Source organism: Streptococcus gwangjuensis, from assembly GCF_028156745.1.
Lineage (GTDB): Bacteria > Bacillota > Bacilli > Lactobacillales > Streptococcaceae > Streptococcus > Streptococcus gwangjuense_A.
The window spans coordinates 1-23,754 of record NZ_JAODJG010000033.1 but is presented as its reverse complement, the minus strand read 5'-3'; the positions used below and the strand labels follow the sequence as shown (position 1 = coordinate 23,754).

The 23,754-nt window shown below is 39.0% G+C and carries 20 protein-coding genes; all 20 read right to left on the bottom strand.

Annotated elements, in window-relative coordinates; translation table 11 throughout:
• Positions 1-337 precede the first annotated feature (337 nt).
• Positions 338-1,630 (bottom strand): ISLre2 family transposase, encoded by a 1,293-nt coding sequence (locus N5909_RS05325; RefSeq protein WP_033681042.1) that lies wholly within the window; start codon positions 1,628-1,630, stop codon positions 338-340.
• Between the two features lie 49 nt (positions 1,631-1,679).
• Complete coding sequence (locus N5909_RS05320; protein ID WP_033681041.1) at positions 1,680-3,314, bottom strand: relaxase/mobilization nuclease domain-containing protein; 1,635 nt, start codon at positions 3,312-3,314, stop codon at positions 1,680-1,682.
• Positions 3,308-3,700, bottom strand: a complete 393-nt coding sequence (mobC, locus tag N5909_RS05315) for a plasmid mobilization relaxosome protein MobC (RefSeq protein WP_174705266.1) — start codon at positions 3,698-3,700, stop codon at positions 3,308-3,310. The genes N5909_RS05320 and mobC overlap by 7 nt, the downstream gene beginning before the upstream one ends.
• Before the next feature lie 219 nt (positions 3,701-3,919).
• Complete coding sequence (locus N5909_RS05310) at positions 3,920-4,336, bottom strand: hypothetical protein (protein WP_033681039.1); 417 nt, start codon at positions 4,334-4,336, stop codon at positions 3,920-3,922.
• A 70-nt stretch (positions 4,337-4,406) separates the two neighbouring features.
• On the bottom strand, positions 4,407-8,744 hold the full coding sequence (locus N5909_RS05305; RefSeq protein WP_033681038.1) for a PBECR4 domain-containing protein: 4,338 nt from the start codon (positions 8,742-8,744) through the stop codon (positions 4,407-4,409).
• Positions 8,735-8,998 (bottom strand): hypothetical protein, encoded by a 264-nt coding sequence (locus tag N5909_RS05300; RefSeq protein ID WP_000449753.1) that lies wholly within the window; start codon positions 8,996-8,998, stop codon positions 8,735-8,737. The genes N5909_RS05305 and N5909_RS05300 overlap by 10 nt, the downstream gene beginning before the upstream one ends.
• A gap of 20 nt (positions 8,999-9,018) precedes the next feature.
• Positions 9,019-10,818, bottom strand: coding sequence for a VirD4-like conjugal transfer protein, CD1115 family (locus N5909_RS05295; RefSeq protein ID WP_033681037.1), 1,800 nt, complete (start codon positions 10,816-10,818; stop codon positions 9,019-9,021).
• On the bottom strand, positions 10,815-11,333 hold the full coding sequence (locus N5909_RS05290) for a hypothetical protein (protein WP_033681036.1): 519 nt from the start codon (positions 11,331-11,333) through the stop codon (positions 10,815-10,817). Before N5909_RS05290 ends, N5909_RS05295 begins: the two co-directional genes overlap by 4 nt.
• A gap of 12 nt (positions 11,334-11,345) precedes the next feature.
• Positions 11,346-12,185: a hypothetical protein gene (locus N5909_RS05285; protein ID WP_033681035.1), complete on the bottom strand. Its 840-nt coding sequence runs from the start codon at positions 12,183-12,185 to the stop codon at positions 11,346-11,348.
• Complete coding sequence (locus N5909_RS05280) at positions 12,139-12,411, bottom strand: hypothetical protein (protein ID WP_033681033.1); 273 nt, start codon at positions 12,409-12,411, stop codon at positions 12,139-12,141. Before N5909_RS05280 ends, N5909_RS05285 begins: the two co-directional genes overlap by 47 nt.
• Positions 12,408-13,052, bottom strand: a complete 645-nt coding sequence (locus N5909_RS05275; RefSeq protein WP_271630641.1) for a hypothetical protein — start codon at positions 13,050-13,052, stop codon at positions 12,408-12,410. Before N5909_RS05275 ends, N5909_RS05280 begins: the two co-directional genes overlap by 4 nt.
• Before the next feature lie 19 nt (positions 13,053-13,071).
• A complete protein-coding gene (locus N5909_RS05270) occupies positions 13,072-15,708 on the bottom strand; it encodes a phage tail tip lysozyme (protein WP_033681031.1) in 2,637 nt (878 codons plus the stop codon).
• A 25-nt stretch (positions 15,709-15,733) separates the two neighbouring features.
• Positions 15,734-18,088 (bottom strand): VirB4-like conjugal transfer ATPase, CD1110 family, encoded by a 2,355-nt coding sequence (locus N5909_RS05265; RefSeq protein WP_033681029.1) that lies wholly within the window; start codon positions 18,086-18,088, stop codon positions 15,734-15,736.
• Positions 18,048-18,395 (bottom strand): PrgI family mobile element protein, encoded by a 348-nt coding sequence (locus N5909_RS05260; protein WP_000197459.1) that lies wholly within the window; start codon positions 18,393-18,395, stop codon positions 18,048-18,050. Before N5909_RS05260 ends, N5909_RS05265 begins: the two co-directional genes overlap by 41 nt.
• A complete protein-coding gene (locus tag N5909_RS05255; protein WP_001047223.1) occupies positions 18,392-18,613 on the bottom strand; it encodes a hypothetical protein in 222 nt (73 codons plus the stop codon). The genes N5909_RS05260 and N5909_RS05255 overlap by 4 nt, the downstream gene beginning before the upstream one ends.
• A 61-nt stretch (positions 18,614-18,674) precedes the next feature.
• The gene (locus tag N5909_RS05250) at positions 18,675-19,787 is read right to left on the bottom strand and encodes a hypothetical protein (protein ID WP_033681027.1); all 1,113 of its coding nucleotides are present in this window, start codon (positions 19,785-19,787) and stop codon (positions 18,675-18,677) included.
• A gap of 41 nt (positions 19,788-19,828) precedes the next feature.
• Entirely contained in the window at positions 19,829-20,578 is a 750-nt protein-coding gene (locus tag N5909_RS05245; RefSeq protein ID WP_033681026.1) for a hypothetical protein, read from the bottom strand.
• A gap of 27 nt (positions 20,579-20,605) precedes the next feature.
• A complete protein-coding gene (locus N5909_RS05240; protein WP_000340303.1) occupies positions 20,606-20,830 on the bottom strand; it encodes a hypothetical protein in 225 nt (74 codons plus the stop codon).
• A 73-nt stretch (positions 20,831-20,903) separates the two neighbouring features.
• Positions 20,904-21,404: a hypothetical protein gene (locus N5909_RS05235; RefSeq protein ID WP_033681025.1), complete on the bottom strand. Its 501-nt coding sequence runs from the start codon at positions 21,402-21,404 to the stop codon at positions 20,904-20,906.
• 63 nt (positions 21,405-21,467) lie between these two features.
• A partial coding sequence (locus tag N5909_RS05230; protein ID WP_271630918.1) for an SspB-related isopeptide-forming adhesin occupies positions 21,468-23,754 on the bottom strand: 2,287 nt, incomplete at its 5' end.

Below are 23,754 nucleotides of genomic sequence, written 5' to 3'. Positions count from 1 at the left end.
TGTTTGTGTCTAAATTTTTGGGAATAATCAAATATCCTTATAACTCAATAAGAAAGCGAGATTTTTCAGACAAAAAAACTGGAAAAAGTTCCTCACTTTACCCCAGCCCTTGACTATATTGCACTATTTATGCTACAATATTGTTTGACTGATTAAGCAAAGTGTGTGTTTGTCTTAATCGGTGGTGTAGAAGTTGCTGCTTCTACACCTTTTTCGTTTTTATTTACTCTATTATTGTAACACACATTAGGCAAAAAAGCAACTATTTTGTATAAAAACATGACAAAAACACCTCTAAAAAAATCTTTTTTTAGAGGCTTTTGTCTGCCTTTTTGTATTATTTATGCCCTCTTTTTCTGATAACAGCTTTGTGCGGCCTATGGTTAATACGAAATCCTGCACCTAGTCCCGTATCCCTAAATTCTTCATACTCTTGTCTCCAAGATCCAAAAAATAGATTGTATAGCTGATCAATTCGTTCAAGGAGTATCATTCTGGACATAGTACAAGCCCCTTCGATGGACCAATACATCCCTCGATGTTTCATACGGTAAGTAACCTTTCGGTGCTGACTCTCCATTACTCCGATACCACGTGAGGATAACCCTCTAAGTTTAGGTGGTCTAGTGTCACAGAAATTTCTTAATAATTTCTTACGAAAATTGTAAAAATTATCAAGAGCTTCTTGACTTTCTGTGAGAGATTCAACTGTATCTAGTACGGTCTGAAGCAGGTTCTTCTGATGATTTTTGATGGCCCTAAAAGCAAGATCAAGTAGTGTAGATGGGTACGGCTTCAGGAATCTTTTAAGTTCTTCATTGACATGATAAGCATCCCAGAAATGCTCATGACGTTTAATCCGTAGGACCTTCTTAATTTCTTGAAATATTCTGCGAGAATATCCTTTACCATTGTCCGAGTTAGTGATAAGAAGAGTTCGATCAGTGATTTCAAAATGATTGCAGAGATAGTCTATCAATTCTTCCTTTGCTTGTTCATGGCTTGTATGGATAATCTCATGTTTATTCTCTAGTACATACCGATTATTACCAACCTTCTTCGCTCCAGTATGAATCAGGAAATGGGCTAAGTCTGTATTGTGTCGTTCATCATTGCTTGATGTTGTCTTGACGAGCACACCATCTCCCTCCAGGTAGATTTTATCTACCTGTATTTTTTTCGGTTGCTCATCACCTCTAAACAGCCGATAACGTTCCCTCTCTGAAAAGAGTCTACCTGCCATTTTTACAGACTTCAACACAGCATCCTTTGTTATCTCTAGGCGATAAGCCATCTTAACTGTTCGACAAACTTCACGGTAGGATAAAACGGAAGCGTGTTTTGCCATGTGAAAAATCAACTCAGGAGAATAACGCATATACTTTTCTAAGCCTAGCCACTCATCAACAGGATAACAAGTTTTCTTTCCCTTTCGCCAGCGATTCCTAGAAAAGGTCATCTCTCCAAATGTAAAAACAACTGTCCTCTCTGTACTATCTATCCGTTTATATCCCCTCCGTCTCATGGTGGGAGCTATCTGCTCGTCATAATCTCTTACTCGCTTCAGGAATTGCTGCTTACGTTTGCGATCTAGTTCTGCGACAAATTCTTTTTCATCAAATCTAAACATACTCTCTATTGTACTGAAATCATGACTAGATTGAAAATATCAGAAACTTTTACAAGGTTTTTTCATCTTCAAAACGTCGGTCAACTTTCTCTTCACGACTACGCACGTGCTCCTTAACATCTCTATAATCTGTGTAATGTTTTAATGTATCATCAAAGAACTCTTGTAAGGCTCCTTTTTCAATTTGGAATTGTTTGATCAGTTGACTGACATCTTCCAGTCCCATATCTTTTGGAACTCCTAAATCATCCAATAGTTGTACCGCTACAAGACTATTTTCTGGAGATTTCTGGATGGCTAAAAGTGCTCCTTCAATTTTATGATAACGTCCAAGTCGCTCATCTAGTTGTCTTAATTCCTCCAGGGTAATCTCAATCTTTTCATTAAAACGATTTTCCAAATGTTGAAATTGTGCTCCATCTGTCACGCCGTGCTCGACTAAGAAATTATATTCCTTAATCAGCTCACGTATAGAGGAAATTTGAGCATTTTTAGTTACGACTGTCTCACCATTTTGTTTGGCCAATTGTCTTGCGACAGTCAAACCCATCATGTACCGATTTTTTTGTGATTGATCAGGATTGAGAAAATAAAAATAGTCTTTCTCTTTGATATAGATGGTATAATTTCCATCCTCATTTTTATCAACTTTATGAGAAGGTATTAAAATTGTACCACTATTTAAAGCTCCCATATCCATCTGCACGTAAATGCCTTGCTTGCTTTCTTGCTCGACCTGCCAGGATTCCACTTCCAATTTCAATTCAAAATCATTTGCCGTTTTTTCTTTTGATTCTTGGTATTGTTCTTTCAATTCCTCCACATCAAAAACTAACTGATTCTTAGAAATTCTCTCTTTTATTTTTTCAAGAGAATAGAGTCCTTTCTTCGATAATGTATCATCTCGGACATTTCTTTGTTGGGGCTGATCGAGCAATTTATACTTCACAAATTTTCCAGAGAAATCAATCTGAAGATTAAGCGCAGCTGACTTTTGTTTGAAATCTTCTAACGACAAAGAGTGCTTCAGAAGAAAATCCAGACGCTCCTTAATTTCAAACCGATAATTATTTTGTCTCCGCCAAGCAGAATACTTTGTATAAGAATTTTTCATAGTAGGCTCAATAATTTTAGCGCCGTATCGTGCCGCATGTTTGTCCGAAATGCCTCTCAAATTTTTCAAGGTTTTCTTTTCCCAACGAAATTTCTTGAGCGTTGAGGTATTGGTGGTATTAAGTATGATATGGTTATGAAGATGATCTTTATCCGTGTGGGTTGCGATCACAAACTCATAATTTCCACCTGTCAATTCTAACATCGTTTGACGGCCAATTTCATGAACCTGCTCAGGAGTCAAGTTATCATCTGGAGAAAAAGACTGGATAATGTGATGGGCCAATACTTGTTTTCCTGAAGATAATTCTTTCAAGTCATCATCTCCTTTTTTAAAGGCTGCAGCCAATTTTGTCATAACCATTTCCTCATCTGCTACGCTAAAATCAGAGATCCCATTGCCAGATACTAGCTTCATTTGAAGTTCACCATTATGATAGACAAGAGGAAAATCAAGATCACTTTCTGCGGTTTCTGACACAAGTGTTTTCGCTTCATTCAGAATATAGCGTACAGCTATTTTTAAATTGGAAGGAGTTTTAATTTGTTTGGGTGCTTTGATTACTACCATTCGTCATACGTCCTTATAGTTTTTACTTTTCGCTCCTGTAAACTTTTCTTCTCTGCGCTAGAAAGTTTGGCAGCTACCATCTCTTTCAACTCAGATAGATAGTCAATAACTTGTGCTACTTCCTCTGTCGTAACCCCTTGATTTTCGTTAGCATGCTTGGCAATTTGGTTGATGTTCGTGCCCACTCGATTGATAGCAACTCGAAGGTCTTTCAATTCAGAAAAATCAATTTGAACCACCTTCCCTTGTACCAGTTGATTCTTCGCATAGTATTGAAAAGATGGAACTCCCATTTGGGCCATCGCCGTTTTAATTTGACGATCTTCCTCTGGTGTTAGTCGTATCAATTTTTGTATATAGCGTTTTCTATTTTCTCGTTTCTGCATTATTTTTTTTATCCTCTTTCTCTCAAAGGCTCTGGCATTTTCTGACCAGGCATCATCCCCTGACTTCCTTGTGGCAAGCGTAGCAAATGGATATCCATTTGCGAAATTTAAAAAAAATCAGAGAAGGAGAACCCTGCAGTTTTCCTTCTTGATTTTCTCAGTTTTGGGGAAATCCCCAAGCCCCTTTCTTATATCTTTTGGAGTACAACTTCTAACAATTTATCGTAACCAACTGAAGATGTTTTTGAAAATAGATGATTGCTTATCACTATTTTCTACACTTTTTTCTTTCTGACCTTGCAACTTTTCAGCTAGGACAGAAAGTTGTTGAGTAGTTAGAGGCTGGAAAATAGACTGCCCAATTTGTATTTCTGTCAGTAAGATTTTTTCAGTGAGTACAGCTTGAAATTCTTCATCTGTAATCATCTTGAGTAGCTCAATATTTTCTTCTTCCCACTCCAAAAGAGCAGGATCTCCTTCAGGTAGTTGAGACTGTTCTTCCTCTAGTTGCTCCAGAACTTTTTGGCGAGTCAAGTCTTTAGCGTTTGGCAATACTCCTTGAACTCTGTCTCCATCCATGATTGGAATAAAGTCTGAAAGGATGATAATCAGTTGTTCTTCTTGTTCATTAGTCATGAGTGTTGTCCTCCTTGATGATGATTTGTTTTTAATTTGACCTTGGGTTTATTTGGGGTGTCCCGTTCGGTCATTTCGAGAAACCCTTCTCTTTTTTTGATTGTGCATCTGCTTTCAACTCCTGCTTGTGATCTTCGACAGCCTGCTTGCTCTGATCTTTAAACTTCTCCAGTTTTTGTTCAAAACTACGCTTCGTTTGTTTCTCCTGACTCAATCTTAATTGTTCCAATGCTTGATCCATCCGAACCATTAAACTTTTAGCTTCTTGTTGGACAATATCTAACTGTGCTTCTAAATCAGCAAGTGTCTCCTTATCAGCAGACCACCCAGATAGATAGTTAAAGGAGTACTCTGACGTATCAATACCATAGTATGAAGAAACAACATAAGCAACACTTTCAGCCTGGAGTTCAGCAGTGCTTCTAGTTAGATTTTCTTTTTGAGGATTATCTGCATGATGCAACTCTGCATGAGCCATCTCATGTAAGAAAGTTTTAATAATTTGAGCCTTGTTCATCTCATTACTACGTAAAACAATTTGATTTTCTGGGACAGAATAATATCCATGTTTATTATTTTCCATCTCCTCAAATCGAACCGATACATCATTTTCTTTTGCAATAGCCATCAGGGCACGGTAAAGATTTGCATAGTCCAAATCAGTCAGCTGTTCTTTCACTTCTGCAGCTTTTGGCATCTCCTTTCCTTCTGTCTGACTAACATCAAAAACTGGTACCAAACCAAAGAATGTAACTGTTTCTGGTTTCCCATTTTTATCCAATATTGGTTGGTTATTCTCATCATTTTTGATCTTCGTCATAGGTTTAAAAATACGTAAAGCCTTCTCACCTTTTTTCACATAGCGACCAAAGTTTTCTTTCCACTGCTTGAAAGAAGCTACTTGCCTTGCTTCAGGATTTTGTGCAAGAATTAAGCGTAAGTTGCGATTAGAATAATTATTTAGTTGGCTCATTTTCGTTAGATAGTCTTTGTACTTATCTGAATCCAGAAACTCCTTAATCCCTTCTTTAAAATGACGACTTAATCCTGCCATATCTTTATTTTGAATAAAATCTGCGACTGCAAGACTGCCAGCTGCTAACACAACTTCGTCCGCTTGTAGACTCTCCTCGCCCTCTGGTTTAGAACCTGGTTTCGATCTAAAATCATACGGATTCGTTCCCTGAAGCAACTCCTCCTCATCAGAAACACCATCAGCATCCGCATCATGTTCCAACTCCTGCTTGTTGTAGCCTTGTTCTTCTAGTTTGATTTCTTCCTCTTGTGATTTCTCAAATTCTTCTCGGACTGTGGAGATCGTTTGTTCAACTTTTTCTGATAAACCTTTGATTTCTTTTTGCCATTTTTCAATAAGGGCCAATTGTTCCATAGGTGAGTCTTTGACTCCCAACTTCTCAAACCAAGCAGATAGATTTTCGACCTCAACACTATCCATTCCATCAAAAGAGATAAATCCAAGGCGACCATCATGACTACTATCTGTAAATCCAATTGGACTATTTTCCAAATCTCCAAATGGGAGTTGGGATAGAAGTTGATCTGCGTAAAGAGTATCTTCTAAAGCGTAACTGAACTGAGAAATATCTAACTCACTCGCCAATCTCTCCAGATGATACGGAGTGAATATGGCCCCATCTATCTTCATCAATTCTGGGTACTCTCTCATTTCTCGTGTTCCAAGTCTTCCTTTGTGAGCGATTGGGTTAATCTCATTCCCAATATCGTAACGGATGCCATCCTGGATCAGTTCACCATCGGGAGCGTAGATACTAAACTGGATCTTAGTTGGAGAGATGTAACCTTCTGGGCGACCATCAGTCACTTGTTTTAGTCCTTCCTGATGTAACGGATAGAAGCTCTGATTGGCCTTGTAAAGCTCTCTAGCAAAATCTTGATAAGATATCAGATCTGTTTCTTTAAAGGGCAATTTAGGCCCATCTGGGCGCTCCTCAGCCCATTGAAGGCGTACATGGTAGTTTTCTTTATAGATATGATCTTGTTTCCATTCTTTATAAAAATCTGAATTTGTGTCTAGAAGATGATCTTCTCCAGCTGCAGCAACAATCTGGTCAAATTTATCATTGTACCGTTTCGCATAGTCAAGATACTGATTCCAGGCTTGATGAAATTCTTCTGGAGTTTTTGAGATGTCACCTGGCACACCTAAATTATAGACAGTATCTAGGACTTGAGTAAACATAGCTGAATCAAGTAGTAAGCCATTCAGTGTGTTTTCAGGAGTTATTTGTTCAATTCCCTTAGTTGTATCAAGCTTGATTTCTTCAAACAAGCCATCTTTCAAAATGGTTTGCAACTCATTTCCTCTATCCTTGACATAATCCTCATTGATAGACAACTGTTCAATATTACCATCACGTTCACGAAAGACAGCAAGTATAACTTTTTCCTTAGTTTTCTCTACATCAACTTTTAGATCTCTCTTGATTTTCATGAGAGATGCAGGGACACGTTCTTCTCCTATATCTTTGAAAAGAAGCAAGAAATCCTCGTCTTTACTCTTGATAGCTTCTGAAAAGTTAAGTCGTTGCGCAATTCTCACTTCGTCTAAGTTATCCAAAACAAACGATTTAGGATCAAGAATATCCTCTAGCATAGGAATAACTTGTAATTTTTCTTTTAGACTATTACTAACCAGTATTTGATTATAGTCTCCCCTTCCCTCAGCAAAATCGACTACAAAATCTCCAGCATTCCTACCTGGAACAACTGGCCTGATTCCTGTTAAGTGTAAAAAGTTTTCTCGTTTAAAATTAACATCTAGCAAACTCACCTCTCCATTATTGGAATAGAAATAATAGATTTTACTATTCGCTAATTCCTCTAAATACCATTGAGATGATTTCTGAATAGAACCAGCGTACTGATTCATTCTTTTCAAATCATCAGCTGTAATTGGATGGTATTTCGATTGTCTTCGTTGCACTTCCTCAAAAGTTGTGCTAAAATGTAAGTAACGATAGGGTGATGTCGGGTGACTGGCAACAGTTTGCTCAAAGGTTGCTGATAATTCAGCTTCAGGTTCGGCACTGCCTACAGCATCATGCTGTGAATAGCCCTCTCCACCACTGGCCCTATCATTCATTTGCTCCTGGGAACTCTCAGGAGCTTTTTCTGTGCTCTGAATTTGTTTTTTGGGCTCCCTACCATCTCCAAGAGGATTGGAAGGTTTTTCATAGGTCACTGTTTTGTCCGAATCAATAACCATTTGTTTTCTAGGCTCTACTGAAAAACCTATATTATTCCAGTTTTCCTTCAACCACGCTGCATCTTCAGGAGAAAGGTGGCTGGTATCAGGAAAAGAACTTGATGAGTGAATTTCCTCAGTCTTCTCCATTTGTTTTTCCTGCCTCAGAATCTCATTCCAGTCTGTCTTCTCCTGACCTTCACGTTGTGGTGGTCTTGCATCGATAACTGGGATTTTCTTCTCCCGTAGTTTGGTGATAAAGTCTGTACCTGCTTTATCACGATCAACTGCCAACGTGATGAGATCATCGTATTTGTGATCTTGGAAAAGTGTGGAGGTTTCCGCTGCAACAGATAGGAATCTCGAGGTACGTGTTAGTTCGCTAGACTTGGTATAATCCCTTTCATCCATCGCAATCTCCCCTCGATCCTGTAACATTTCAAGAACATAGTGGGATAATACTCCCTCTTTCAATCCTTCCATCGCAACTAGTCGAACATCGTTTAATTCGCCCTTATGAAGCTCATAATAGCTCATAAGGTCAATTGGTGCCTCTGTCACAATTAAACGCTCAGGAGAGCCTATAGAAACGTTTAAGCCACTGATAGCCTCTGATTGATACATGATTTGTTTCAAGTAGCCCTTACCTGGATGACGTTCTTGATCAGGAACAAGTCCCTGAAGGCTCGCACCTACCAGTTGCTGATTTCTATCCAAGTATTTAAAAACTAATACGTCTTCTATAACGCCCTCTTTGTCCTTACGTTTAGCTTGAGCAATTACTCCCTTCTCAAGGAAGAAGTCGATTGTATCATCAGAGAGACCTCTAATCTCCTTAAGATAGGCTCTCGCCTCCACAAATGGTTGTTCGTAAGGCGCTAGTGTATAGTTGAAGGGTTTTCGCGCTTCCTCTACTGGTTTTGCTTCAGGAAAGGAACCTGTCTCCAAGAATACCATAGCATCTTTATAGCTGACATTTTGCATTTGTTGCACGAGATTGATAGTATCGCCAAATAGGTTTTGAGAATACCAATGCCAGGTATTTTTCACAGTATCAATCTTAAACGAGTCATGCTCGGCCCAGTAATACTCTCGGTGTGACTTTCTCTTCATTTCCATTCCGAGACTACGAGCTACTTCTAAAATATCCAGCGATTTTGCCTGTGCTTTTGTTAAAACCATCCTGTTTCCTCCTCGACCAATTCCTTGAATAAAAGATAACCCTCAGGAGTTGCATCTAGTTCACTAACAACTAATGGATCTTCCTGATTCGTTGTCACAAAAAGATGAGGAGCTAATTGATAAAAACTCTCCTCATCTGCCTGTATAAGTAGCTGCCAAATAGCATAACGTTCTGTGGCTAAATTTTCTAGCTTTAATGCTAGAACCTGCGAGATACTCTCCAGGTATCCTAATTGTGTTTTAGGTGTTTCCATCCTACTATCCTTTCTGTATGTTAGGCCACGAATAACTCTTTTAGCTGCGGAGTCAAATCGTTGGCATATAAAAGCAAGCCGTCGATGTCTGTTCCTTTTCGAGTGTATTCGTACCAGTTTTCTTTGTCTTCAGGGGAACTTGCAATCTCATCTTTTCTAGGATGATCATAGACACTTGCTTTTTTATCTCTGAAGACATTTTGTTTAGAAATAAAGACCAATCCTTCTTCTACCCCAATTCTTGCGACTTCATCTGGAGTTAGAAGGGGACGGCCTTGAATTTGTTTATTTTCACTTGATGATCCATTACGATAACTATGCGATTTTGAGGTGGATCGAGTGCGTATAGTCTGCTTACCTGACCTTGTAGAATAGTATTCCATCGTATCCTTGTCATTTGTCCCTAAAAATAGGTGAGTAGCACAGTTATTAAAGATGGTCTTCCAATCACTTTTATAAAGTGATTCTAGCTGATTGACAGCTTGGATGATAATCTTAATAGACATCTCACGACTACGAATAGAAGAGAGGACCTGGGCGAAGTTTGGAATACGGCCAATTTGTGCAAACTCATCGAAGATAAATTGAATGTGGCGAAGATTTTTTCTACTGTAGCCAGGTACTTTCCCTTGCAAGATATCATCAGCCTTATGTGTAAGAACCTCAAAACCAATCGCAAACAAGATTGAGGAAAGAAAATTAAAGGCGTTATTGGTTTCAGGAATAGCAATAAAAACAGCTGTCTTTTTCGTATTCCAGGTATCCATTTCCATGGTATCCTCACTAATCAAGTTTCGGACATCTTCGTGGTCGAAGATAGAATAACGAGAAGACAAAATCGCTACCACACTGTTTCTTGTCTCGCCTCTGAAATTTTGGAATAATTTCCACTGTTTATAAGCATAGTTGTTAGGTTGATGTTCGTTCAGTTCTTCAAACATCTGCTCGACAGGGCTTGGTACATCTGGATCCTCTCGATACATATTTCTTAATAGATCCGCAACGTGGCCTAGGTTTGGCATATATAACTGGACTCCAGTTTCAGGATCCTTAGAGTCAAAATAGAGATAACCAATCAATGCACGTTGCAGCATCAACTCTGCTTGAACCCAGAAGTCTTCTCCAGTATGCTCACTCTTCTTTGTTCCCTCAGTAATTGCTTCAGAAATACGATCAATATCTAGCTCAGACTTCATGTAATGAAAAGGATTAAACCGATCTGAATTCTTGAGCCGAATCAAATCAAAGATTTTAACGGCATAGCCAGTTTTCTCAAGCATCTTCCCAACTTCGTGTACCAGGTTTCCTTTAGGATCCGTCACAACAAAGTTTGAGTTCATCTGCATTAAATTTGGCAATACAAAAGTAAAGGTTTTACCATCTCCTGGAAGACCAATGACAATCACATTTTTATTGAGCTGAACATTGTAGGCTAAGCGAAAGTTAAATAAGCCCATTTTAACTTGTTTTGAAAAAATCATATTCTTCTCAAAATCAACGTCTTCAAACCGTCTCATTTCCTTCAAAGTCGCAAAACGAGCACTACCTTGCTCTTCTCCCTGACGATATAAATTCTTATCCATAGAAGCATAGACAAGCAGTGGGAGGCCGAATCCGATCAACCCTGCATATAAGGCTCCTGAATCAAAGAAAACACCAAAAGAGAAGCGTTCCCAGTGTTCTATCAACCAACGAAGCCGCAACATTCCCATGAAAGGCACTGCTGCAGTCGAAAGTTGGTAGTAATGGTAAAAGGACTGGAAAATAACAAATGAAAATAGCCCCACCACCAGGTAGGGCCATATAGGTTTTCTAATCATCGTGTCTTCTCCTTCCCAATCTCCTTCGTAACTACTGGCATCGTTCCTTTATAGACCTTATTTGTCTTATAGTAATTGATTTTATCTTCAGGAGTCATTTCATGTGGTTTCTTCAGCACCTTTTTCGCAAACTCTTCCAATTTTTCTGGGCTTTTCGTGATATCTGCCAACATCTCTTTGAGAGCCTTTTCTACCAAGGTGCGATTTTTTGTTTCAAAGAAGAGATAGTTTGTACCATCTTTTTGATGATAAGTAAAACCTACCTTATACTCCTCCAGGTAATGCTTCAACTTAGCCAAGTGAACTTCACTATTTAATAACTTCTCGACATCTTTTTTTGATTTTGTGGCCATAAAGTCATTGAATAGCGTCTCCCCTTCAAAAGTTCGATTTGCCGCCTTATGTTGTTTCTTGTCATAATGGGCTTTTGCGAGGGCATACAGAGCTTGTATCGTCATCTCCAGAGTAACTTTTCCTTTTAAAGCCAGAGAATGACTGACTTTTTCTTGATCCATGTAAGACCTCCTTTATTTTGGATAATTGGATAGTTCTGGCTTAGCAATAACCTGGAATCCGTAAGGTGCTGAAGGTTCTTCCTTCACAGTAACTACCAAGCGTTTCTGACTTCTATTCTCACCGTCTTTCACGGCCACTACATAGGTTAGCTGATAAGTTGTTTCATCAACAATCAAGCTAGATTCCAAAATCACAGACTGCAGTTGACCTGCTTGTCTATCTATCGTTAATTGAGGAGCTACGAAATCAGTCATTTTCCCTTTATCAGAGTAAAGGGCTGGCAAAAAGTAACGTGAAAAGGCATCTAGTTCTCCTGTTTTTGACTGAATAGTTTTTAGATTTGAAAGTTCCTTGGACAAGGCCGAGAGTTGCTTTTCTTGATGGTAAACTAGCGTAAGGGATAAGCCAGCAAGTGTCAGACTTCCTACTAGACCAAACAACACCAGAACTCTTCCTAAATACACCCAAAAAGAGCGTTTAGAAGAGGTTCGAGGTTTGGGAGTTTCATGTTTCAAGGAAGTGGCTTTAGCTTTCTCTTCAGGAGTCTTCTCTACATGTTTTGTTTCAGGCTGGCGCTTAAAGAAAGAGTTTTTTGCTTCTTTTGCTGGGGCCTCCTGGTGATTCAACGTACCAGGCTTCAGGAAGAGGCTATCCACAATTCCCTCAAACGGCAAATAGACATCTTCTTGGTAGATCACTACATTCTTTTTATCCAGTTCCTCTACCAATAAAACGGCCTCTGCCCCCTCATGCTTAACCTTGGCATTTTCTCGCTCCAGGGCTTGATACACAAGGTCTCGATTCTTATACGTTGTGGTCGTGTTTTGTGTCAGATTGGTTAAACGGTACATGTTTTTCAGCTCCTTTCAATTTTCCTTCAGCAAGAGCTGTTTCAATATCAGCCCAGGTTAAATTATGTTCGGCCAAGTAGTTTGACCGTTCCTCATGTTTGGCCAGAATGATTTGAGTTTCTAGCTGCTGCAGTTTCTCTTCTTCCTTCTTGGCCTTGGCCATATAGTCAGCTAAGCGGTCTTCCGCTTTCTGTTTTTGTTTTTCCAAAGTTTCTAATTTTGTCATTGTTCCTTTTTCCCTTCTGTACTTTGTGTTTGGTTAGTGATTGGTTTGTTTAACGATGGAATACTCGCCTTTTCGCTGGTGTTCAAGCTGTCCACAATCAAAATGGGGTCAATATGATTTACCAGGTATTTCCCATCTTGCTTGCTGAAGCGAATCCGTATGGTTCTTGAAGATCCTACGTTTGTTTGGGCGTTAGTATAATCATACTTCTTCTGTAACTGTGTCTGAGTGTATCTCACTTGAGCTAGGGCAACATGGTTTTCTTGATCGATGTAGATGGTAGAAGACCTCATCTGTGTATCCACTACATAGCCCTTATAGGTTTGTACCGTTGGTTCTTCTTCAGAGTTCACTTCCTGATTGTAAGCAGCTTCTGTCATATAGGGCAAATAGCGATTTCTATTTTCTCCCAGATCCTGCTTATTGAAGTAAGCCGTCAAGAATTCCTTTACATATTCTTGCGTTAGTTCGCTTCCCTCTGCTTTGGTTTCTTGTTGCGTAGTTTCAGCTTCCTGTTTAGCTTTCTTTTGTGATGAGGTTGCTGCTCCAATCCAGAATACGAATCCTAGAACTAGCACAACTCCTATAAGGATTCCTCCTACTTTCAGGAGTTTCAATTTCTCCATATCTATCATTTTCATGATTTACCTTCTTTCTTTTTTAATTCGGTGTCGCAAATGTATAGTAGTCAGCTGGATAGAGAACACGAAAATGGACCTTATCCTGTACACCTTGGACATTACATTCCGAAACTAGGAATGAACCGTCTAGGTTCACAGCTTCCACAATCGCAACATGACCGTATCCACCTGGTGTCCCACCAAATCCACCTAGAATTGATACAACAGCCCCTCTCGTTGGTGACGTACTGTACTTCCATCCTTTTGCGACTAGGCTTGTTACCCAATCCTGACCATTTCCAAGGTAACCATAGGACCCTGATAAGTCTGTAATCGTTCCTAGTTCAACTAAACGATTATACGCATACCAAGTACATTGACCAACTGGGTAGCCGCTTCCTTGTTGTGTAGTCATAGAAGCTTGTGTAGGAGGGTGCTCCACTTTTGACTGATACTCGGCAGGGAAATTCCAGGAAGATGCTAACGCTCCACCTCCTCGAACTTGTTGAGTAAGAAAAGCGTGGATCTGCTTAGCATTATTCTGGCGCTCTAAGACCTTATCTCCAGAGTTTCCTTCCCAATTAACCAGGAAACGCTCTGTAAGCGTCTCTACATCCTCTGTACTAGTTAGAATTGAAGTTAGTCCTGTGATATAGTAAGGAGTATCCCCCTCCAACATAAAATCCAGTTGCAGTTCCAAATCATACCACTTCTTATTCTTAGATTTTGCATAGTTTAATAATAGAGTATGTCTCGTGGAGCCATCCGCTGTATCTGTCCACTGTCCCAATCCTAAACCTCGTCGAAGAATATTTGGGTATCTTCCGTTATAAATCGCTGGTCCTCCTATAGCTAACCATGACTCATCATCCCATGAAGAAGAATCAGCCCCTACTGGTGGGCTAAGATAGTCTCCTTCAGCACGTTTAGGATTGATATTACTTTCAGTTGCAAAGTTCCCAAGCATGGCTGCCAAACCATTATCTGTCAGCCCTGGTACCTTTTGCTTCAAGTAATCTTTTATCGCTCGTGATTTTTGCCCCAAATCGCCATTAAGTGTGGTAATGACTGAGGTTGTCTGATTGTACGTGACAGATTGAAAGTAAAAGCCTGGATTAACTGATGTCCACTTTTCTTTCTTATCCTTTGTCGCTTTTTCCTCCAATTTTTGATACTGAATGATCTGGTAACCATTTGCCGTTACCTTCCCAACCTCATCTCCAGCTTTGACCTGATCACCGTCAGAAACACGGATATTTCCTACCTCTTCATAAGTAAAGATGGCTTTATCTGTTTTGATGGATACAGTCATATCATCTGTCACACTGACTTGACCGTCAATAGGAGCTCTTAGAGCTTGTCCTGTTGAAGCTTTTAGTTGTGTTTTTTCATAAATTTCACTCTTAGAGGTATAACCAAATCTCTTCAGGATAACTAGAGGAGCTTGATAAGAAGGATCGTCTTCCTGGTAAAATGGATTAGCTAGTTCTTGATAAGAGGGGTATCGACCAACTTCTTTAGTCAACTCCTCTAGCTCTTTATACTCTTCTAACTCGCTATCACTCAACTTAGTCCACTTGAGATCTGACGAGGGGCCATATAAGTCAGCCATCTTCTTCAAATTGTGAGGGTCATCATTCAAATGATTCCAAAGATCATTCAAGGCATCAGAATAGTGATTAAAACCTAATGTCCCAGCCCATTCACCACCTGTTCCATCTTTCCAGGAACTCTCTGGCTTCCAATCACTACCGTAGCGAAAGTTCATGAAAAAGAGCATATCATCGATGTTCGTCCAATAGTCAACCTTATCATTTGACTTCTCTCTATCACGTTTACTGATTTGAAGCCAGGATTTGTTCAAGTCAAATTCATTTTGTTGGACTGGACCACTCCCTCCAAAAACAGACATAAATATCCCAAATACTGCAAAGATGATAAACATTAAGAAATAGGACTTGACAGCTAAAGGATTTGTTAAAATCGAACGTAGTATTTTTGACGAAAACTTTAAGACTTTTCCTGTACGTTTTGATGCCTTCCCAAACTTTGAACGTCCCAGTCGCTTTTTGGCATGTTTCATTTTTTTGCTGAGTTTTCCTTCCCAGGAGAACTCTTTTGGTGTTCGAGTATACCCTCGCCCTCTGATGAAATTATAGCTTTTATTGAGCTGTCCATAGCTGTGCTTGATTGAATACTTGGATAATTTTCCTACAGCATTTAACGCTCTTTTAGAGGTGTTTACCTGGTACTTAAATTGACGAATATTTTGCCTAGCCTGAACCCAGTCTCCAAGAATCTCATTATCTCTGACTGTCTTCTCAACGTCGTGTCTCGCTTTCATTCGGGCACTTTGTTTTGCACGTTTCTTCAGGCGGTTAGGAATATAACTATCATCTGCCTTTTTAGCTCGTTTATAGAGCGTTGTGGCAATTTGTTTTTCCAACTTTGCTCGATCACGTTGTTGCTTAAAGAAAAGACCTCTAGCTGTTGCTTGAGGTCCTTTGTGTAATTTATAATCTTTGTTCGCTAAGCGATAATTCTTCTTAGCTTCTTTAAATGCAACTCTTGAGTCTAAACGTGCTTCTTTAGGAGCTTTTTTATTATTGAGGTATGATCCTTCTTTGATTCTCCTCTTGCGCTCCTGTTTTAATTGTTTAGGATCACTTTCAAACAAAAGATATCACCTCTCTTTCTATTTTTTAACTATCTGTCGCAACCAATTGATAGAGTTTAGTATCTTTAGGAATAGGGTTTTCAAATGGAACAATTGTATCTCCAGCCACAATCAAACCCGTACCTTTTGCTTTTGGTCGCAAGACAAATCGCTCCAACGAAGGCGTAAGAGGGATTACCTGCTCCAGGGCTTCTAAGTCTGTCCGCTTCAGCTTCAGGAGGGCTAGAAACTCACAGTTTGCGACTAGCTTTCTACCTTCCTCTGTAGATAAAACAGTCTCTGGATTCTGTGTAATCCCTGTTGGAATAGCCCCGTACTTACGAATACGTGAGTATAGTTCTGTAAAGAAGGTTGCTTGCAGTTTATTTTTGAAGTATAGCTGCAACTCATCAAAGTACAACCATGTAATGGATCTACCTTGGTTATTGACTACCTGATTCCAGATGAAGTCCTGAATCACCAGGAGAGCAAATGGCTTCAATTTACCACTCAACTGCTTGAGATTGAAGATAATAAAGCGACTATTCATATTGACATTTGTAGGATGAGCAAAGATATCATTTGAACCGATAGTATAAGGTTCTGCCTTCAGCGCCAGATCCTTAGCTACGGCTTCAGGTTGACGTTCTAAAACTGCTTGCCAATCCTTAAATGTTGGTTTTTCAAATTCCTCATAGGTCTTTCTCGTTACACGGTCAATCATCGCAAATTCATCGTCTGATACCTCAGAGAATATATTCTCAAACAAGGTTGATAAGAGGTTTGATTTTTGGCCAATCGGGTCACTATCTTCTGCCTGTAATTTGTCCTTATCAGGTAGATCCAACAAATTAAAGTGATGTTGCGATCCAGGAGCGATTGTGATAATTTCTGCACCCAATTCTCGACCAATACCAGTGTACTCATCTTCAGGATCGACGATAATAATATTATCTTCAGGATAACGTAGAGTCGTAGGAATAATCTCTCCTCCTTTAGCAAGAACAGATTTTCCTGATCCTGAAGTCCCAAAGATACAACCTGAACCTGTATTCAAGTCTTTCTTACGGTCAACTGTGATAGCGTTCTTTGATAGCTGATTCTGGCCATAATAAATTGCACGTGGACTGTTAGATCGAAGATCTACGTTGGTAAATGGGACTTGTGTGGCCAAGTTACTGGTAGTCATATCTCTCATAAAACGGCGTTTTACGTTGATAAATGGAATTCCAATCGGTAGAATGGTATTCAAGGATTCTTCCTGGTACAAGTAACACTTATCCAGTTCTACCGTATTCTTACGGACAGATCGTTGAACCTGCTCTGTGTAGATATTCAACTCTTCCAGAGTGTCAGCTATGAAGAAAATCGTCATCACACCTGAAAACATTTTTTGGTCATTGTCCTGGAGTTCTTCAGTCCATTTCTCTGTTTCGCGAGATGTCTCCACAGCTTTCCCACCAACCGCCAGGTCACTTCCATAACCTTCTTTTGCGGCAGCCTTCTGACTTTTGATCATTTCCCTACGTACACTTGACTTAACTGTCTTGATTTTCTTCAGTGCATCTGCAGTATCATAGGGCTTCGCATGCAGACTGATAGCCAGTTCAATTCCTGTATCCAGGATATTCTTAATCAGTTTGTCATTCAAGAAGGTAGGATATTGTCTAACATACATCACCCTTGCGAAACAATCATCAATTTTCATATGATCTTTTTCAAACTTCAGATAGTTTGGAGCTACAAAGTCCCTGGTGGATAATCCAGAAATAGCGATGTCTTCATAGTTAAAATCAATAAAACCTTCTCGCCTCAAGAGTTTTCGGAAGATAAGAAGACGATCCAATCCCTCTAACTCCTTAAAGGAGATTCCTAAGCCACTGTATTGACTTTCAATAACGCTGGCTGTATCATCAAGGATTCTTCTAGCTTGATGATCCTGGTCTGTTTGGGTAGTAATCGTCAGATATTTTTCTACCTTGAAGGTGTTTTGTTCCTGAGAAAAACGATCATTGATCATCGCATTGTATTCTTTACGATAATCATCATATCCGTCTCCAACCAAATCATAGCGAATAGAAGATAAGCTATTGCTTTCTACCCTACGATTCAGGATCAATAGCTGCATATCATTGTCAATGTCCAGCGAATTAAAAATATCAGCGCTTGTTTCAATAATATCAATTCGCTCATCATCTGTTGCAGTAATATAGCTTGTATCACCTAGGCGATAGGTCTTTGAAAATTGATCATTTGTAATTTTCATGAGGCCATCAGGCATCAACCATTGATAATTAAGACTATTCTGTGTAGATGCCGTCATGGTACGTCTTAGACGTTTGGCCCGTTCCCGTTCCTCCTTAGAGAGTTTCGGGGTTTTCTTTCGGCCGAATAAATTCATTTCTTGTGTATTCCTTTCTGTCATAATCTGTCTGATAAGAGCGTTCCTGCTTGGTTAACATGAAACGAACATTATCTTTAATTTTCTCATCGAAATAACACCCGAAAATAACAAAAGGCGCTAATAACAAAATATCAACGCCATAAAGAATAGTATCAGGTGCCTTCAGCCAATAGAGGATGGTTGTGACAACTACTGTCAATGCGATACCAAATAGTAGCACTAACTGTCTCAGTGTCATATACCCTAAAACTGGCCTTTCGTAGCTATCTAAAGCCTTTAAAAATTCACTGCCTAAACGTGTCATTCTGTTCCTTTCTTTCCATTATCTGGGCCGTAAAAGGTATCTACAATTCCTGCAGAGCGTAAAGCAGATTCCAATGCCGATCTCGCTAGCTCAGAAGCTGCAATACCTCTTACCTTCAATTCCCATAACTCTTCCTCTTTTTCCTTAATTAAATTATCCATCCAAGCATTGTCTTGCACAAGCTCATCTCGCCGTTGCTTGAGTTCTTCTAAATTCATACTTTATCCTTTCCATCAAAAAAACAGCTCTTCTTTAGAACTGTTTCATTACCTACTATTTTTATTTATTGAGAAGTCTTTGCCAGAACGATCGTTTTTGTAAATACTCTATCTTCTCTTCTGCTACATTTTTCAGTCTACGTAAACGTTGTGATTCATTGGTTAGACGTTGATTTTTAGAGATAATTTCTCCTTTTTCCTGCTTCAATCTTTGTTTATCTGATTCTAGTTTTTGATTATCCTTTTCTAACTTCTTGTAATACTCCTCCTCTTCGTGATAGTTTCTCAAGATTGTTTCGGCTTGCTTAATTTCTTTTCTCAGCTGGTTGACTTTCTCAGTTTTTTGATTGAAGTTCTCTTCCAACTTCTCAATTTTTGCCTGCAATTCCTGACACTGTTCTTCATACGTTTTCAATGTGTGGTACTTCCTTTCATTGTCATCTAAAAAGACAAATGCTTCTATGTGGTATTTATCAAAATTCCCATACAGTTTATAGTTTGTTTCCTGATAAACTTTCCTCACTCTATCAGCAACACTTTTAACCTGTTCAGATGAAGTAAATTCTTCAGGTACATAAATCTTAGTAGACTTAGGGAAATGAGCCTTGGCTTCAAACAAGGGAATACCTTCTTTAGCTAATTTTATCCGTTTAACAGGTTCTGGTCTTCTCGTTTTATAAAATTCGATACCTAGTTGACCATTTAAACGGTAGTATTCAGAATAAGGATAAGTCTCATCGATATCAATCAAGAGCTTTAGAATAACAAAGTCTTCATCTTCAAATACAATCCGTTGCATCGGAGAAATAGCTTTAGGAAAAATATAAGCCGTATGATTGTCATATTCAATCTGAAATTTCTCAATAGTCTTGAAAGCCTCGATAAAAGCATTCAGCTCAGAGGAATACTCAAAGCTACTTTCTAACCCCTTTAACGGGCTCTCTTCACCTGGATAGTAACTAAAGTATGGTTGACCTACATAGCGACCATCTTTTTTCTGGCTACTTCTTGGATTAACCTTGAGACCCGTTTCCAAATCAAAAAGAGTCGCCTGTTCTTTCGGCGTCGTAATAATTTGTGCTCGCCCCTTTAGAGCGAGTGCTTGAAAAGCATTCACAATCTCTTCTTCTCTGGATTCTTTCCGCCATACTGCATAAAACTTCGAAACAGCCATACCATCTCTCCTTCAGCATTCTCTCCTTATTATACCATAATCTAGTTCACCTGCATGATATTCTTGGCCATGCGCTGGCTGCCAAATAGCATCATGATATAAATAATTCCTTTAGCTATGGAAACTAAGGCACTTGTCCAGGCTCCAGTTTTATCAACTGTCAAAAGATCGTTAGTTACAATAGCTGGATAAAGCATGATCACAACCACTAAAATCAATCCCTGAAGGACAGCAGCAGCATAGAGCTTAAAGAAGCCAAGGCAGATCGGACGTAAGCTATCTACCATATAACAAGCGACAATAATTTTAGCGATTCCCTTATACGTATAAAGCGTAAAGGAACGCAACAAGATCAACAACTTAGTCGAGATTTGCCCGATAAAGTCAACGACATTATAAACAAACTGTAGCATTGACTTAGCCATCCAGTTTAAATTTGTCCAACTAAACTCAGCATCATTTTTTATCTCTTTAATTCCCAAACTAGCAATAGATTTGATAATGACATTAAACAACCAAGTTAAGGCATCAAAAATCGCATCCACATAGAGGATTAAAAAGAGTGCGATGGCATACTTGAGGATTTCTTCAATCCAAAGCTGAAAAGATAACTCCCCACCATTGCTTTTAAGATGCTGGTGCCAGTTCATGAGGTTGATCCCCATAAAAAGGAGAAGAAGCAAAATGGCTACCTTCTCCATCGAACCCGAAACAGTCTCCATCAGCTGATAAGCTGTCGCATTATAGTCTTTTAGACTCATGGTTAGTTGATCAAGTGTGGATTGGTTCATACAACCACCTCCTTTTTCTTCCTCATACTAGCCAAGAGATTGAAGACCTGTTGCCAAGGCTGTAAAAAGGGCTTTCAGAACGGCACCAAGAAGAGCACCTAAAATCAAACTTTGAATTCCTTTATCTTTCTTATCATCCAATTCACGTTTGATTCCGACGGCTAAATCCCAGGCTCCCCAAGCGGCCCATCCAATACCGATAATCCCACCGATATTTCCAATTTTGTTAATAAAATCTACAACTGCATCCATTATTTTTTTCTCACTTTCTTTTATAAAAAAGGTACTAAGAAAGATTCCTAGTACCTACTTTGTTTATTTAATACTATATTTCATCCTCTGGACGAAAGGTTAGAGAGAGGGCTGTAATTACAGCTAAGACAACGATAATAGTCGTTTCCCACCAGTAATAGATTGGAACACCGTGAGGGAAAACAAAATCTGTCATCAGATTATTAAACCATTCTGGAGCAGGAATGTTCTGCTTAGTTAGGAAAACATATCCCTGTAATCCAAAACCTATTACGAAGAAAGATACAATCTTAAACACAAACCAACCAATTGCTGTTGCAATCAAGCTCTTAATCAGATTAAAGATAAAGAGAAGAAACATGAGTGGAGTCGCAACCATCAAAACGGCAGCTCTCGCAATCACACTCGGTAGGTTCTTTATTCCTAACCAGGTGGCTTTCCCTAGCCAACGCAGGCCTTTTTTCCACTTCTTCTCTTCTTCAGGTTTGGTTACTTCTGATTTTGTTTTAGTTGGGGTATAGTATCTGTATCCACTTCTAGTCACATGTGCATCCATTTTCGTGTCCTTTCTCATCTCTCTTCCCCCTCTTTTTTATGGCTTCATTATACCATAGATGAGGGGGAATTTCTAGATGTTCTATTTTTTATACTTACGAAGACCTGCAAGACTCAATAATCCCAAAATCATTCCCACAACTGGAAGCATGCTTGCTGCTGTTCCTGTATTTGGAAGTGATGCTTGTGGCTTGTGTGGTTCTTTAGGCTCTGGTTTTGGAGGTTCTGGCGTTGTGGTTGTCACTTTAGCCGTCATCTCTTGTAAATTGACTGTATTGATAAAGGTATTTTCAACCTTCCCAGCTGCAATACGTTCGACTTCAATATAAAAATCAGCGTCAAACGTACCTTTCACTCCTAGAGAGTTCAAGAAATCTTTGTCAATAGTGTAAGCCCACTTACCTTCTTTCTCATTCCATGTTACTTTAACAATCTTCTTGATAAAGTTAGAGTTTGTACTTTGGTCAAACTCAAATTGGAAGGCATACGCAGAGCCTTTAGCAATCTTGTCTCCTGCCTTAACCACTTTTCCGTTAGACAAGACTACATCATAAGGCAATGTAAGCTCTTTTTCGGCAACATATTCTGTACCTCGAATGATACCCTTCCAGTTGCCAGTATAGCGATCATGCTTCACATCTAGCTTATCAATACCATCATACTGATAAAGTGTATCATGTTTAGCAGGAACAGTTACACCATCAAGGAAATAGCGTAAATATTCACCAATTTTAATTTCTTGACCATCACGAATCTTCTTATCATCTTTCTGATCCACAGCGTGTTTTTCAGGTTTCAAGTCAGGAACTTGCAAAGTTACCAAATTAGAGACAAAGGCATTTCCAAAGTCAATTTGATGGAAATCATTTTTCACAATTTTGCCTTTTTCTACAAGCAAACGTGCAGGAAGCTCAATCGTGATATTCTTAACTGGTTTCACATAGTTTTTATAGAATGAAGCAGAATCTTTCGCTACCCAAAGGTAAAATTCGCCTTTAGGATTCAAACCAGCTTCTTTCAAAATGCTTTGAATTTCTTTTGTGCGTTGTTTTTCAGAAAGAACATGGTACATATTAAAGAGCGCTTTAACATCTTTACCAGTAGAATCCTTCATAGTGATTTTGCTGTCATCTACCTTGTAAGCACCATCTTGAACATCATCTGCCATAGCCCATGTCTTACCATAAGTTTTAGAATCAGCAGTAAACGTTGAATAAGGCTTATAATCAGTAGTCAAACGGAATTTTACATTCTTATCGAATGTATTAGCCCCATCAATATTATGTCCGAATGTATCAACAATAGCCTTTTTAGGTTTTGGAGTTAATGGTTTCACACGCAAGCGTGAATAGTTCACTTTGACAGTAGGAACTAAAGGCATTTCAGGAATTTTTTTCTTCTCTGGTGGAGTTGGAGCAGGTGGAGTTGGAAGTGTTGGACGAGGTACAAACTCTTTTGGTTTTTCCAATTTAGGTTTAGGAATTTCTTTGGTATCCTTTTGTTTCAATTCAGGTTTACGTGGAGGATCCAAAGGGATAGTAATTGGCACAGTTGAACTTGCTTTACCAAACAATCCAACAGCCCAACCATCTTGATAGAAAATATCCTTATCGGCAAGGTTTTTGCCACCATTTTGTCTGATTACTTCTGCTCGTTTTGACTCAATTTCTTCCTCACTTGCCACACCTGCACCGATATGATAAGCAAAATTAAAGCTAGAACCATATCCAACAGAAAGAAGTGAACCAAGTGGAATATCTGACTCGTCTCCAACGTTTTCGTAATATTTACCACTAGCAGACTTATGTTCGCCCTTAAAATATTCTTTGCCACCACGAGTAATTTTCTTAACATCTGAACCGTTAGGGTTAAGGACAATGCCTTCTGAACCGTCTTGGTAAGTGAAGCGTAACTCCTGTCCCCAGTCAATGTCGTTGAAAGTTGAAGCAATCGCTGTCACAGCAGGTTTATTTGTCTTTTCATAGAATAAATCAACTTTAGTATCAAATTGAATCAAGTTCCCATATACAAAGTTAATAGAGCCACTTCCATTATCTTTACGAACATAAATTCTAGTATCACTTAACGGTTTTCCATCTTTTACAAAATAAGCTTCAGCACTATTAAAAGTAAACTTAGCAGAGATTTTCTTACCATCTTTACTTTCAGCAACATTGTGAAGCGTGAATGAATCGCCTGCCTTTGGATTTACAATTTCAGCAAAATATTCAGGATTTTTCCCAAGCAATCCTGCACGACTACCACTAATAGTAGTGTCAGAGTGCAAACCAATATAATCTTTTACAGCAGTTAGACCGTCAATACCTTCAAATGAAGCTGTTAGGTTGCTGTAATACCCAACGCTACCA